Annotated in this window: 16 protein-coding genes; 2 read left to right on the top strand and 14 right to left on the bottom strand. The window is 63.7% G+C overall.

Annotation, left to right across the window (positions count from 1 at the left end; genetic code table 11):
• Window position 1 precedes the first annotated feature (1 nt).
• Window positions 2-1138, bottom strand: a complete 1137-nt coding sequence (locus GPA27_RS12775; RefSeq protein ID WP_169141004.1) for an ABC transporter permease — start codon at window positions 1136-1138, stop codon at window positions 2-4.
• 238 nt (window positions 1139-1376) lie between these two features.
• Between GPA27_RS12775 and GPA27_RS12770 the strand changes: the two genes are divergently transcribed.
• A complete protein-coding gene (locus tag GPA27_RS12770; RefSeq protein WP_169141002.1) occupies window positions 1377-3332 on the top strand; it encodes an AsmA family protein in 1956 nt (651 codons plus the stop codon).
• 12 nt (window positions 3333-3344) lie between these two features.
• Here GPA27_RS12770 and GPA27_RS12765 read toward each other — a convergent pair whose 3' ends face one another.
• From GPA27_RS12765 to GPA27_RS12745, 5 genes are all read right to left on the bottom strand, one after another.
• Window positions 3345-5066 carry a diguanylate cyclase domain-containing protein gene (locus GPA27_RS12765; protein ID WP_169141000.1) on the bottom strand — a complete coding sequence of 574 codons (1722 nt, stop codon included), beginning with the start codon at window positions 5064-5066 and terminating at the stop codon, window positions 3345-3347.
• A gap of 79 nt (window positions 5067-5145) precedes the next feature.
• Window positions 5146-5433, bottom strand: a complete 288-nt coding sequence (locus GPA27_RS12760) for an encapsulin-associated ferritin-like protein (protein ID WP_169140992.1) — start codon at window positions 5431-5433, stop codon at window positions 5146-5148.
• Window positions 5434-5556: 123 nt separating this feature from the next.
• Complete coding sequence (locus tag GPA27_RS12755) at window positions 5557-5967, bottom strand: hypothetical protein (protein ID WP_169140991.1); 411 nt, start codon at window positions 5965-5967, stop codon at window positions 5557-5559.
• Window positions 5964-6149 carry a hypothetical protein gene (locus GPA27_RS12750; protein WP_050415955.1) on the bottom strand — a complete coding sequence of 62 codons (186 nt, stop codon included), beginning with the start codon at window positions 6147-6149 and terminating at the stop codon, window positions 5964-5966. Before GPA27_RS12750 ends, GPA27_RS12755 begins: the two co-directional genes overlap by 4 nt.
• Before the next feature lie 62 nt (window positions 6150-6211).
• The gene (locus GPA27_RS12745) at window positions 6212-6415 is read right to left on the bottom strand and encodes a CsbD family protein (RefSeq protein WP_169140990.1); all 204 of its coding nucleotides are present in this window, start codon (window positions 6413-6415) and stop codon (window positions 6212-6214) included.
• A gap of 343 nt (window positions 6416-6758) precedes the next feature.
• Between GPA27_RS12745 and GPA27_RS12740 the strand changes: the two genes are divergently transcribed.
• A complete protein-coding gene (locus tag GPA27_RS12740) occupies window positions 6759-7958 on the top strand; it encodes a DesA family fatty acid desaturase (protein WP_169140989.1) in 1200 nt (399 codons plus the stop codon).
• A 48-nt stretch (window positions 7959-8006) separates the two neighbouring features.
• On the opposite strand, the gene GPA27_RS12735 is transcribed toward GPA27_RS12740, so the two are convergent.
• The 8 genes from GPA27_RS12735 to GPA27_RS29365 form a co-directional block, all read right to left on the bottom strand.
• On the bottom strand, window positions 8007-8327 hold the full coding sequence (locus GPA27_RS12735; RefSeq protein WP_169140988.1) for a DUF1840 domain-containing protein: 321 nt from the start codon (window positions 8325-8327) through the stop codon (window positions 8007-8009).
• 97 nt (window positions 8328-8424) lie between these two features.
• Window positions 8425-9237, bottom strand: coding sequence for a transglutaminase-like domain-containing protein (locus GPA27_RS12730; protein ID WP_169140987.1), 813 nt, complete (start codon window positions 9235-9237; stop codon window positions 8425-8427).
• A gap of 49 nt (window positions 9238-9286) precedes the next feature.
• Window positions 9287-10000, bottom strand: a complete 714-nt coding sequence (locus GPA27_RS12725; protein ID WP_308446332.1) for a proteasome-type protease — start codon at window positions 9998-10000, stop codon at window positions 9287-9289.
• 228 nt (window positions 10001-10228) lie between these two features.
• Complete coding sequence (locus GPA27_RS12720) at window positions 10229-10405, bottom strand: CsbD family protein (protein ID WP_169140985.1); 177 nt, start codon at window positions 10403-10405, stop codon at window positions 10229-10231.
• A gap of 198 nt (window positions 10406-10603) precedes the next feature.
• Complete coding sequence (locus tag GPA27_RS12715) at window positions 10604-10936, bottom strand: hypothetical protein (protein WP_246261072.1); 333 nt, start codon at window positions 10934-10936, stop codon at window positions 10604-10606.
• Entirely contained in the window at window positions 10933-11148 is a 216-nt protein-coding gene (locus tag GPA27_RS12710; protein ID WP_169140984.1) for a YMGG-like glycine zipper-containing protein, read from the bottom strand. Before GPA27_RS12710 ends, GPA27_RS12715 begins: the two co-directional genes overlap by 4 nt.
• A 60-nt stretch (window positions 11149-11208) precedes the next feature.
• Window positions 11209-11853: a hypothetical protein gene (locus GPA27_RS12705; protein WP_169140983.1), complete on the bottom strand. Its 645-nt coding sequence runs from the start codon at window positions 11851-11853 to the stop codon at window positions 11209-11211.
• Between the two features lie 275 nt (window positions 11854-12128).
• Window positions 12129-13241: a beta/gamma crystallin-related protein gene (locus GPA27_RS29365; protein ID WP_269469651.1), complete on the bottom strand. Its 1113-nt coding sequence runs from the start codon at window positions 13239-13241 to the stop codon at window positions 12129-12131.
• Window positions 13242-13633: the final 392 nt, after the last annotated feature.

Genomic DNA, 13633 nt, shown 5'->3' with positions numbered 1-13633 from the left:
GTCAGAGGTCCAGCGCACTGAAGGCGACCGAGAACAGGGCGTCGGCAACGATCACGAGGAAGATCGACTGCACCACGGCGCGCGTCGTCTGGCGCCCGACGCTATCTGCGCCGCCGCGCGTGCGAAAGCCCTGGAAGCAGCCCACCACGGCGATGATGGCGGCGAATACCGGGGCCTTGCCGACCCCGATGAGATAGGCCGTGACGCTGACGGCCTTGACGAAGCGATCGAGAAAATCGCCGAAGCCCACGCCCAATTGCGCGCGCGCCATGAGCATGCCGCCGAATACGCCGAGCACGTCGGCGAACACGGTCAGCAGCGGCAGCGCGATCAGGAGCGCGAGAATCTTCGGCAGCACCAGCACATCCAGCGGCGCGATGCCGAGCGTGCGCATGGCGTCGATCTCCTCGGTCACTGCCATCGTGCCGATCTGCGCCGCGTAGGCGGAGCCGGAGCGCCCGGCGACGATGATGGCGGTGATCAGGGGCGCGAACTCGCGCAGCATGGACAGGCCGATGAGGTCGGCGACGAAGATGTTGGCGCCGTACTGCCGGAGCTGGTCGGCACCCTGATAGGCGACAACGACGCCGAGCAGGAAGGACAGCAGCCCGACGATCGGTAGGGCGTCGAATCCGGCGCTGCGGATGTTGTACAGGATCGGTCGCCACCGGACTCGCGCCGGGTGCGCGATGCATCCGCCGAGCGCGAGCGCACATTCCCCGACGAAACTCAGCAGTGCGAAGCCCTGTTCGAGGGCGGCTTGCGTGCTCCGGCCCACAGCTTCAAGCGCCGATGGGGGCGCAATGGCAGACGCGGCGAGGGGGCGTTCCTGATCGGCCATCTGCTGCTCGATCGCCTCGAGCAGCCGGGCGAATTCCGGGCGCAGGCCATGCAGCCGCAAGGCGTTGCCGTCACCGCGCAGTCGCTGCAGGAGCTTTTGCAGGACCCAGGCGCCTGCAGTATCGAGCGCCTCGATGCGCGCACCGTCGACGCGCAGTTCCTGGCCGGCGGGGGCGGAGATCGCGTCGAGTTGCGGTGCGATTGCGCCGATCCCGCGTGCGGTCCAGGCGCCCGAGAGCACGAGTTCCTGCGACGACGAATGGGCTATGGCGGCGGGGGCCGCCGACATGGGATGCATGGATGCACTCGAGACTGGATGCATCCGAGGATAGTTGAAATATTTTGCCGCGTTTGTTCGACAGCGCACATATGCCGCGCATCGCGGAGCACTATCTGCCGGTCGGATAAATATGCAACTGCCGGGAATTGTCCGTACGTGCGCTGTCGAACGGAGAACTACCTGGCGGAGGCCGATAATTGCCGGCATCCAAGCTTCGTATTCCGGAGAATATGCCTGCATCGCCTCGCATGACGCCATGACGCTACGTTCTTCTCTCAAGTGGATCGCCGGAGTCGCGCTCGCGCTGATCGCGCTGACGGTCCTCTTTGTCGCGGTTTTCGGCTGGAACTGGTTGCGCGGATCGATCGAGCGCACGGCACTCGAGAAGACGGGCCGCGAACTGGTGATCGGCGGCGATCTCGCCATCGAGTTCGGCTGGCCGCACCCGCGTCTGCATGCCGGTACGGTGACATTCGCAAACCCGGCCTGGGCCAAGGAAAAGCAGATGGTCGCTGCGGAGGCGTTCGAAGTCTCGATCGATCTGCCGCAACTCATGCTGCGAAACATCGTGCTTCCCGAGGTCCGCCTCAGGCGTCCCGTCATCCTTCTCGAACAGGGGAGCGAGGGGCGAAAGAACTGGCTGCTCGACCTCGAGCAGCAGGACGAAGGGGCGAGTATCCAGATCGACCGCCTGATGCTCGATGAAGGAACGCTCGGCTATGACGATGCCGCGCAGAAGACCAGTATCCGTGCGGAGGTATCGACGTCGGACGCCGGGCCGTCGGAGGGCGGACTGCGCTTTTCCGCCCAGGGGCAGTTCAAGGGTCTGCCGCTCAAGGCGAGCGGCAGCGGCGGGCCGGTGCTCGGACTGCGCGACGAGCGCACGCCGTATCCGCTCAAGGGCGAACTCAGCGTGGGCCGTACCGTCGTGAAGGGCGAGGGGACCATAACCAGCCTGCTGAAGTTTTCCGCGGTGGACATGCAACTCGCCGTGAGCGGGCAGAACATGGCGCAGCTTTATCCCCTGCTCGGCATCGCCGTTCCGGAAACGGGCGCCTATGCGACGGCCGGGCATATCGTGCGCAGCGGGGAAACGTGGCGCTACGAGAAATTCTCCGGCCGCATCGGGGCTAGTGACATTGCCGGCACGGTGCAGGTGGTCACGGGCGGCAAACGCCCGGCATTGGAAGCGGATGTGGTTTCCAAGGTGCTCGATCTCGCCGATCTGGGCCCCTTGATCGGCGCCAGGCCCGGTCGCCTGGAGGCCGCCCGGGAGGCCGCGCCGGCGCCTTCCGAGACGACTGCGCCCACGCCTGCGCGAGCACGCGTGTTGCCGGACATGCTTTTCAAGACCGAGCGCTGGGATACCGTCGACGCCGAGGTGACGCTCAAGGCGAAGACGATCCGCCGCGCCGAGGAGCTGCCCCTTGAAGACCTCGTGACCCATCTGAGCTTGCGCGATTCGGTCCTGCGGCTCGATCCGCTCGACTTCGGCATCGCCGGCGGCCAGCTTAACGCCGTGATCACGCTCGACGGGCGCAAGGACCCGATTGCGGCGCACGCCAAGGTGAAGGCGCGCAAGATCCTGATCGCGAAGCTGTTTCCGACGGTCAAGCTGACCAAGGCCAGCATCGGCCAGATCAACGGCGAATTCGACCTCAAGGGCAACGGCGACTCGGTCAGGCGCATGCTTGCGAGTTCCAACGGCACGCTGGGCCTGGTCGTCGCCGGCGGCGAGATCAGCAGGCTGATGATGGAGCAGATCGGCCTGCATCTGTGGGAAATACTCGAACTGCAGGTGCGGGGTGACGAACGCGTGAAGCTGCGCTGTGCGGTGGCCGACTTCGACGTCAAGGAAGGGATCATGAACAGCCGGGCGCTGATCTTCGACACCGAGATCACCACCATCCTCGGCACGGGCACCATCGATCTGGGGGAGGAGAAGCTCGATCTGACGCTCAATCAGAGAACCAAGGATACGAGTCCCGTAGCCTTGCGCAGCCCGATCCTCATTCGCGGCAGCTTCGCCAGGCCCGAAGCCGGTGTCGACAAGGGACGGGTGGCGGCACGCGCGCTCGGCGCAGCGCTGCTCGGCATGGTGAATCCGTTGCTCGCCCTGATTCCGCTGATCGACGCCGGCCCGGGACAGGACAGCGACTGCGCCCAACTGGTGCGGGACGCCAGGACTTTGTCGGAGTCAGCGAACAAGTAAGGCGGGCCTTGATCAGGCTGAGACCGACCGGGTGTTCATCTCGGTCTCGCAGAACTGGAAGTTGTTACGGCCGGTCGCCTTGGCGTGATACATCGCGGTATCCGCGCCTTGCATCAGGGCTTCTGCGTCGGTGCCGTGGTCGGGATACACGCTGATGCCGATGCTTACGGTGACATGAAGTTCGTGTCCGCCGATTTGCTGCGCCTCGGCGAGTGCGGCCAGCACATTGTTCGCGACGTGCGCTGCATCGTGCGGGCTCGCTATCTCGGACAGCAGGATCACGAACTCGTCACCTCCCTGGCGGCATACCGTATCGGTGGTGCGCACACACTTCGCCAGGCGACCCGCAACCGATTGCAGCAGCTCGTCGCCGATCGCGTGCCCGAGCGAGTCGTTGATGTGCTTGAAATTATCCAGGTCGAGGAACATCAGCGCGACCTGCTTGCCGTGCCGATGGGCCTGCCCGATCGCCTGCGAGAGCCTTTCGGTCAGCAGCATCCGATTCGGCAAGCCGGTGAGGAAGTCGTGTTGGGCCTGATGGGACATCTTCTGCGCCATGGCGTGGGCCTTGCTGACGTCGTGGAAGACGATCACGGCGCCGATGGCCGCGCCGGCGCGGCTGTGGATGGGGGCGGCGGAGTCCTCGATCGGGGATTCGGAGCCGTCGCGACGGACGAGCATGCAATCCGCACTCAGCTTCACCGTCTCGTTGCCCGCGATCGCGCGCAGCGCAGGGTTCTCCAAAGCGTTGCCCCCTTTGCCGTCCATGATCGTGAACACCTCCGGTAGCGGCCGACCGAGCGCATCCTCGCACGACCAGCCGGTCATCGTTTCCGCGATCGGATTCATGTACGTCACCTTGCCCAGAAGGTCGGTGCTCAGTACGCCGTCGCCAATGGAGTTGAGCGTGACCTGGGCACGCTCCTTTTCCTCGAAGATGGCCTCCTCGGCCGCTCGCAACAGGAGTTCCGTCGACTTGCGCTCGGTGATGTCCTCGACCGTCTGCACGTGACCGTGCGCCCATGCGCCGTCGCGCATGGCGGCGCCATTGACGCGCGTCCACACGACACTCCCGTCTTCACGCAGAAAGCGGAACTCCGTCTCGAATGGATCCTGGCCTCGCGCTGCGTCGCGCCACTCGGCAAGCACGCGCTGGCGATCGTCCGGGTGCACCGCCACGCTCCAGTTCGTCCCCAGCGTTTGCTCGAGCGTCAGCCCCGATATCCTTTGATACGCCGCGTTGGTATAGGTACACCCACCCTGAGCATCGGAGACGAAGATGCCCAGCGGGGAGGCATCGCTCATGGCACGGAAGCGCGCCTCGCTGTCGCGCAGCCGCTCCCCGGAAGCTTTGCGCTCGATCACGTAGCGCAGCGCACGCGGCAGCCAGTGGGCGTCGATGTGGCCTTTGGCGAGATAGTCATGGGCGCCGCGCTGCAAGGCGAGGCGCGGGGTTTCTTCGTCCATCGCGCCGCTGAGGACCAGGATCAGGGCGTTGGGCGCAGCCAGGTGCACTTGGTCGAACGCCTCGATACCCTGGCCGTCGGGTAGCGTCAGGTCGAGCAGGACCACCTCGATACCGTCCCGCCCGAGTCGTTCGAGCGCGTCGGACAGTCGCGTCACCCATTCGACGCGAAACCGGTGCTCGTCCGCGCTGGCGAGCGCCGTCTGGATCATGCCTGCATCGGCGGGGTCGTCTTCGACGAGCAGGACGGTGGTTGGGGGCGTGTTCATGGCATTGATGCTCGCGGCGATAGTGGGTGGCGCCAAGGGTCGTTGGTGGCGGCCCGCTGCGACGAGTGCCCGGCCCTGGTCATTTCTCGGCAATGGGCTTTGTGGTGAACAGGTAGTCCCGGAGCTCCTCGGAAAACTTCGGATCCTTGCGCCGAATCCACTCCAGCAACATGGATGCGTGCTCCTTTTCCTCGTCGCGGTTGTGTTCGAGGATGGCCTTCAGTTCCGGGTCCTGGCTCGCATCGGTGCGTTGGTTGTACCAGTCAATGGCTTCCAGCTCTTCCATGAGGGAAACAATGGCACGGTGCATATCACGTGTTTCCGCGGATAGTTCTCCCAAAGGCTCGTGGTAACCGACGCTGGACATGGTGTTCTCCTGATCACTGCGGGTTCCTGGCAAGGAACGTGTGGGTTGGGTGCGAGCGGGTCGATAGTCGCTGAACTCGCGGCGCGAGCAGGGGTGACCCGGCGCTCAGCGCGGCGGCGTTCCCTATAGCGAGTCGCGGCCCATCTGCGACCGCTCGTGCGCGTCGCTTCCTGCTTCTTCGTGCGTATCCGCAGTGCCGCCGCTCGGGCCGGACTGTCGCGTCGTGCGCAGATTCCCTTCCCAGGTACAGCCCATCTCATCGCAGCGGTAGCGGTGTACCGGCACAAAGACGCTCAGCAGCAAGTCCACGAACCGTCGCGGGACGCGGTACACGGAGCCCATGCAGCGCGGGCACGCGTGCCGGTGTGCGGACCGGTAAATATCGTTCGGGTGATGCGTGTCGATTGTGGGGGCCGCGCTCATCGCCGTCACACCCCGATCCCGCGCGAAGCGCAATGGTGACACCGCACCCCGACCAGATTCCCGATCGATGACGACGCCCTTCGAGTCGTCATCCGCCGTCGTGACAGTCATGGTGTCGAGACCACGGGCGCTACCACGCTTCCACCCTCGTCCTCCCAGTCGGCCAGGACAGCCTTCTGGCGGCTCTTGCGCGTGTGGCGAAGGCGGTCGGCCATGAACTTGGCGAACACGGGTGCGACCGCGGCGTTCCCGACCAGCACGGCCGGCAGGATGAAATGTTTATAGCTTGTCATGATCGGAGTCCTTTCAACGAGGTGCGCGGAGCGCACCGTGGGTAGCGAACAGTCGTCGGACCTTAGTCCTTGTTGCTTTCCTCGAAGCGTTTGATCTGCTCCTCGGCTTCGTCCTTCGAGATGCCGTAGGCTTCCTGGATCTTGCCCGCCAATTGGTCGCGCTTGCCGGCAATCACGTCGAGGTGATCGTCGGTGAGTTTGCCCCACTGCGCTTTCACTTTTCCCTTGAACTGTTTCCAGTTGCCTTCGACGATATCCCAGTTCATTTCAGCTCCTTGCGGTTGGGGGCCGACTGGCGGAATTGCCAGCCGGGCATGCATCGATGCTGGCGATGCAGGTTCAAGGTTATGCGCGTGATGAGGTGCAGTCGGTACGCTGGCGCACCGAAGTTCGTGCCCGATGGTGGTTACGGCGTTTGCGGCAGGCCGTTCGCCCTGCGACAGGTTTTCGTGGCAGGGCGGACGGGCGCGTGAAGCGGGCCGAATCAGCGCCGGATGTGCGCTGTCGTACAGACGGTTCCTGTCTACGGAGTAGTGTTGCAGCTCAGGACAGGGTGAAGACTGCCGGTACAACCGGTGGTCGCCAGGTAGTCCCGCAAAGGAATCCGTGATGCAAGCTGGTCTGCTCGATCTGCCCTGGTGGGCTTATGTGCTGGTTACGCTGGGCCTGACCCACGTCACCATTGCCTCGGTAACGATCTTTCTCCACCGCCACCAGGCACACCGTGCGCTGGCCCTGCAACCCGTCGTGGCGCATTTTTTCCGCTTTTGGCTGTGGCTTACCACCGGGATGGTCACCCGGGAGTGGGTGGCGATTCATCGCAAGCACCACGCCACCACCGAGATGGCGGACGATCCGCACAGTCCGCAGGTCCATGGCATCTGGAAAGTCCTGCTGGAGGGGGCCGAGCTGTATCGGCTGGAGAGCCGAAATGCGGCAACGCTCGCGCAGTACGGCCGCGGCACGCCCGATGACTGGATCGAGCGCAGGCTGTACACACCTCACAGCGCGCTCGGCGTGGGCATCATGCTGATCATCGATCTCGTGCTGTTCGGCCCGATCGGCCTCACCATCTGGGCGGTGCAGATGCTGTGGATCCCGATTTTCGCCGCGGGCGTGATCAACGGCATCGGCCACTACTGGGGTTATCGCAATTTCGCGCCGTACGACGCGTCCCGCAACATCGTGCCGTGGGGCGTCCTGATTGGTGGCGAGGAGCTGCACAACAACCACCACGCCTACGCCAGTTCCGCGCGGTTTTCGAACCGGTGGTGGGAATTCGACGTCGGCTGGATGTACATCCGCGCATTGGGGATCGTCCACCTCGCGAAGGTGCGCAAGGTCGCGCCCCGCATACGCTACACCGCACTCAAGACGCACTGCGACGCAGACACCCTGCAGGCGGTCATCACCCACCGTTACGACGTGCTGGCGAGGTTCGCCAGAACCCTGCAGCGGACCGCTACGCAGGAAATCCGCAGGCTGAGGGACGGCGCAGTGCCCGGCTTGAAGGATTCCAGCGCGCTGAAAGCGGTCAGGCACTGGTTGCAGAGGGATGCGCAGGCCCTGCCGGAAAAGGAACGCGCGGTCCTGGAACAAGCCCTGCATTCCAGTCCGGTGTTGAGCACCATCGATTCGATGCGGCAGGACCTTACCGCCTTGTGGGGTCGATCCGCCGCATCGAAGGACCAGTTGGTCAGGCAGCTGGAAGACTGGTGCCGGCGCGCCGAGCAAAGCGGCATCGACGCCTTGCAGGAGTTTTCGCGGACACTGCGCCGCTACGACTCACCGTCGCGCGGCATGCAGTGACCCTTTCGGGGCAAGCCTGCCGTGGGCCGGCATTCCGCCCACGGCGGATCACACGCCCCAGGTGACGGGAGCCTTGTCCACCAGCGAGCGCTCCAGCAGTTCAAGGAGCGGAAGCGCACGCTGGGCGAGCTGAATACCGTCATCGGCCTGGCGATCGTCATCCTCGTCGGCGTCGGGCTGCTCCCGCTTCGTTGACCTGTCCGTTTCGACCGCGGCCCGCAGGGCGGCGATCGCGCGCGGCAGCTGTTCGACGGTGAAGATGCCCTTGTCCGCGTCCGGATCCTTGCCCAGCACGCTCAGCAGCTCCTTGCCGTTCTCCTCGAACATCATGACATCGCCGCTGGCGGCGGACGTGAAAGTGATCAGCATGATGGTGTCTCCTTTCCTCTGCGTCGTTCAGTCCTTGTCTTCTTCCCGATGAGTGGAAGTCCGAGGTGCGCTTCAGCTGCGCCTGTTGACAGCATAGTCAGTCCTGAAACGCCTCGTCGGTCCACACCTTGAATCCCTTCAGGGTATTCCGGCCGAAGCTGTTGCTGATGGCGACGTCGGCGGCGTCGCGGCCGCGGGCGATCAATACGCGTCCGATGCGCGGCGTATTGTTGCGCGCGTCGAAGGTGTACCAACGGCCGTCGAGATAGGCCTCGAACCAGCCGGCGAAGTCCATCGGCCCGTAGGGCGGCGGCGTGCCCATGTCGCCGAGGTAGCCGGTGCAATAACGTGCCGGGATGTTCATGCAGCGGCAGAACGTGATGGCCAGGTGCGCAAAGTCACGGCATACGCCGGTGCGCTCCTGGAAAGCCTCCCAGGCCGTCTTGCTCGAGCGCGCGTGCTCATAGCCGAAGGTGAGATGTCGATGCACGTAGTCGCAGATCGCCTGGACGCGCGCCCATCCGGTCGGCGACCTGTGGAATAGCTCCCACGCCATCTCCGACAGACGATCGGTCTCGCAATACCGGCTCCCCAGCAGGAACAGCAGCGTCTCGTCGGGCAGTTCTTCCACCGGCGTCTGCCGCGCCTGCGGGACGACCACATCCGGCTGCCCGGAGTCCCTGATGAGGGCATCGGTGGATAGGCGGAGTTGGCCCTTGGGGGCGACGATGCGCGAGCACCAGTTGCCGAAGCTGTCGCGGTAGGCAGTGAGCGGGATGGGCGGGTCGGCGATCAGGTAGTCGGGGATGATGAAGTCGGACACCCGCGAGTAATGCACGCTCAAGCTCAGGATCATCGGCGTCGGTTGCGGGCAGTCGTAGATCAGTTCGTAGCCAATGCGGATTTTCATCTGGGTCTCCTGCGGAGTTCATCCTGCCCCGCGGTTTCAAGCATCATGGTCACGGGACCGCCCAGTCCAGGCTGGGGAGTCGGCGGAAGACTTCACGGGTGCCTTCACTCCATTGCCGGCCAAGCTCGGTGAAATATGCATTCCCCTCCTCGAAGCGGCGCTGCATGTCCACTGCGAGACTGTCCCGCTTGTAGCACAGCAGGTCGATCGGCATGCCGACGGACAAATTGCTGCGCATTGTCGAATCGAACGAAACGAGGACGCATTTTGCTGCGTCGTTCAGAGAGGTCGAGCCGGTGATCACCCAGTCGATGATCGGTTTGCCATATTTGGTTTCACCCGTCTGAAGATACGGAGTCTGCGTGCTTGCCTCGATGAAGTTCCCCTCTGCATAGATCCGGAAAAGGCGTGGCGGCTCGCCCTTGATCTGGCCGCCAAGAATGAACGAGGCGTTGAAGCCGACATCGCTGTCCGCCAGATGCTGGCCATCGCGGCGATCGACGTCCCGCATGGCGTCCGACACGAGCAGGGCGGCATCGAACATGGACTCCGCGCTCCACAGGTTGGGTGTGCCATCCTTCGCGCAGCGTTGCTTCAGCAGGCTGATGACGGCCTGCGTCCCGGCAAGGTTTCCGGAACTCAGGAGAACGATGACCCGGTCGCCAGCGCGTTCGAACAGGCTCATCTTGCAGAAGCTCGCAAAGTTGTCGACGCCGGCGTGCGTGCGCGAGTCCGACGCAAAGATCAGTCCGCTGTCCAGCATGACGCCTACGCAGTAGGTCATGAATCTTCCTGGCGATTCGCCTGTCCGGAAGCGAGTGTTACGTACCGACCACACCCGCCGTGCAGCCTCGGTGCGGGGCTATTGGGGTCGCCGGATTCGTAAGTCATTCTGTGCTCCTGTCGAAAGTGTTCGGTAAAAGCCTGTTTCCCATGCGACGGGCTGGCCGTGTCTGGCCGGCTGGCCAATCAGGGGCAGTGCCAAGTCGATTCAGATGGCGTCCTTGATGTCTTCCTTGAGATCGCCAATCCCCGCCTGGACCTTGCCGCTGATGTTCTGAATCTTGCCTTCCCGCTCCAGCTTCTTGTCGCCGCTCACTTTTCCGGCAACTTCTTTCATTTTTCCTTTCGCTTCTTCGATGCGACCTTTCACTTGATCCTTGTTCATGGTTCTCTCCTCGTGGTGGTGATTGACCATGTCCTGAGCGGTGCATCCGGCATCCGCAGCTCGTCATTAATCAGATTAGGGACGTGACCCGATATGGTCTGTACGGTGGTGCGCATAGCGAGCTGCGCGCAATGATCCGAGTGCCCCGCCAATTCGCAGACGATAAAAGTCGGTAATTCAGCGCGAGCGGCGCGACGGCTATTTCTTGTCGCCTTTTGCGGCGTCCTGGATGCTGTCGCCGGCCTTCTCGATCGACTCTCCAACCTTCTCGGCCGCCTTGTCGACTTCCTTGCCAGCCCGCTCTGCCGGGCCTGCTTCCTTCTGACAGCCGGGCAGCGCTGCAAGCAACGTAGCCATGACCAAGGCTGCGCCGAGCGTCCTTGCGTGTTTCATCATTCGTACCTCCTTGTGGGCCACTTCTTGCCCGACAGCGAGCGAGACCATCTCGGTCACGCCCCCTGCGGGATCGGGGTGAAAGGCGGCCGCGCGGCACAGCCGGGCAGGGCTGCCACTACGCGCGTCGATCGTCATTTGCCGACTTCGTGGCCGATGACGCCGCCGACTGCAGCACCGCCGACCGTTCCGACCGCGCTGCCGCCTGTAAGAACCGAGCCACCGATGGCGCCGACTCCGGCGCCGATGGCTGTGTTCTTGTCCTGTGCCGACATTCCGGCACAACCGCCCAGACCGAGCATTGCTGCTGCGGCAACTGCACTGAGCGCGAATCTCTGAAGCGTTTTCATGGAACTACCTCTTTCCCAACATCGTGTTTCCCGTGCTCGTACATCTTCGAATGCGACTGATTACATGCCGAACTGCGTTTTCGCTTTCATCAGGCAGTCATCCTTGGCGTTACCCGCAAATGCATCGCACTTTTCCTTTGCGACCTTGTACTCGGCCTCACGCTTGTCCGCAGTGGCGTCCTTGCGGGCATCGGTAGCCTGTTCGCTTGCCTTGCTGCGTGCCTCGGCGGTTTTTTCGTCAGCCGCGACATTGGCCTTGGAGGTCGTCTTGGCGGCCTCGGCGTTGGCCTCTGAGGTCTTCATCTGCGCCTTGGCGTCGGCCTTCGCGGTGACTTCGGCAGCCTTCGCTTCCTTCACGCACACATCCTTCGTGTTGCCGGCCATGTCATCGCAGCGTTCCTTCGCCACTGCATAGGCGGTCTCGGCCTTGGCGACGCTCACGTCGTACCGGGTTTCCCGGCTCGGCTTGTAGCTCGCCTCGAGTTCCGCCTTGGCGACCTTTTCCTTGCCCTTGGCCTCTTCCACGCAGATATCCTTCTTGTTGCCGGACATCGAGTCGCAAGCAGCCTTGTCGGCCTTGTACTGGGCTGTGATCTTGTCCTTGGCGGCCTGGTAATCGGTCTTTGACATGCCTTCGGCCATCGAAGCGCCGCTGAACGCCAGTCCGAGCGCAATCGCGATCACGTTAATGCTGAGTGCGTTCATTTTCGTTCCTTCATCTGGTGAGCTTGGGAGTGATGCATTGGTGTGCGATGCCTTACACACCATTCTCTTTGCCAGGACCGCGCTGCTTTCAACCTCTGGACATCGCCGCGGTGTTGACACTGCATGCTGCTGGCTCCGATGACTTCAGGTTATGCAGATCGCCCGTTACCGTCTGTCTCCTGTCGCACATAGGCGGCGCAAGCTCGTGCGCCCCACGGCAAAGCGGCCCGAACGGGCCGCCTTGCGCGGGTTCTGGGGTCTGCTGCGTCGAAGGCTCACTCGCGCGGCTCGCCGCGCTCATTTACCGTGACGGTGCGTCCGGGGGGCGCGGTCATCTGTACGCGATACGCCTGTCCCCTGAAGGCATAGGTCACATCCCAGTATTCGGGGCGGGCCTGGCTGGGTACGTTCTCGCACCGTCGCACATCCTGGGCGTACGCCTGCTGTCCGCCGTCGTTACGACCGACGTTGGCGCCGACTACGGCTCCCGCGACGGCACCACCGGCTGTCGCGAGATCCCTGCCGCGTCCGTCACCGATCTGGTGGCCGAGGATGCCGCCAATCACGGCACCGGCAATGGCGCCGGGAACGTTGGCGTTGCTGCGGTCCTGATCGACCGCTTCACGCTCGACCCAGCAGCGTTGCTCGGGCGGTCCCACCACCGCGCGCACACTCGTTACCTCCGCCTCGTACAGGCGTTCGTCATTGCGCCGGCGGTAGTCACTGGAGACGACGGGAGCCGGTGCATAACGATGGTCATCGATGCGCGCGTCGCGGCTCACCGTTCGCACCGATGACACGCTGTTGTCCAGGCCCATCGCTGCCAGGGACGGATACCTGCCCGGACGCAGGACGACGCAGCGACCGCTGAAGCGGACGTCTTCGCATACTTCCCAGCGGCCGCTGGTAACGATGACCGACGAGGAGCGGTCGTTGAAACCATTGCGCTCGAAGTTGCCGATCTGTTGCTCGGTGCTGAAGGACCGGCCCTGGAAGCCTTCACGTTCGTAGAAGGTGACTTGGGCGTCGTCACGATCATTGCGGTTCGCGTTCGGGTCGGGCGCATAACGGTCCTCGTCGATGCGCGCATTCCTGTCCAGCATCCGCGCCGACGAAATGCGGTCGTTCAAGCCCATGGCGGCCAGCGACGGATACCTGCCGCGACGCAGGACGACACACTGGCCTCTGAAGCCGGCGTCCTCGCAAACCTCCCAGCGGTCGCGCGCGACCACGACCGACGAGGCCCGGTCGTTGAAGCCGCGGCGCTCAAAGTTGCGCACCCTTTCCGTCGTGGTGAAGGAACTGCCCCTGAAGCGCTCACGTTCGTAGAAGGTGACCTGTGCGGCCGCTTGTGTGGCCATAAGCACGCCGGCCACCGCCAGCGCCATTCTCAGTATCGAAGTCATTGATGTCTCCTGTAATGGGTTGCGCATACCGAAGCCGCTCAGGCGCCGCGGTATTCCATCCAGACGCGCGACACAATCCGGCGTGGCCGGACCTCGGATCCCGTTGCTGGAATTGCAGATCCTCGCCGTGTCCGCGCTCGCACATCGGTGCGCCGGGCAACAACGTAGTCGGTGCCAATGTCACCCACTACCGGGGCGCAGTCTGTTCGGGAGCATACATAGCGAGCGCGTTTGCCCTCCCACCGAACCCCCGTGCGATCGCGCCGGATCAAGGTCCCGACGGCGTCGCCAGGGGTCACGACTCGCCGACGGTCTTGGTGTGCTACCGAACAGACGGTGCGCTCGGTGCCAGGTATGCTTTTTATCGTCTTCTT

This window comes from Aromatoleum toluolicum (assembly GCF_012911005.2).
GTDB lineage: Bacteria > Pseudomonadota > Gammaproteobacteria > Burkholderiales > Rhodocyclaceae > Aromatoleum > Aromatoleum toluolicum.
This window is presented reverse-complemented; position numbering and strand designations above follow the sequence as displayed.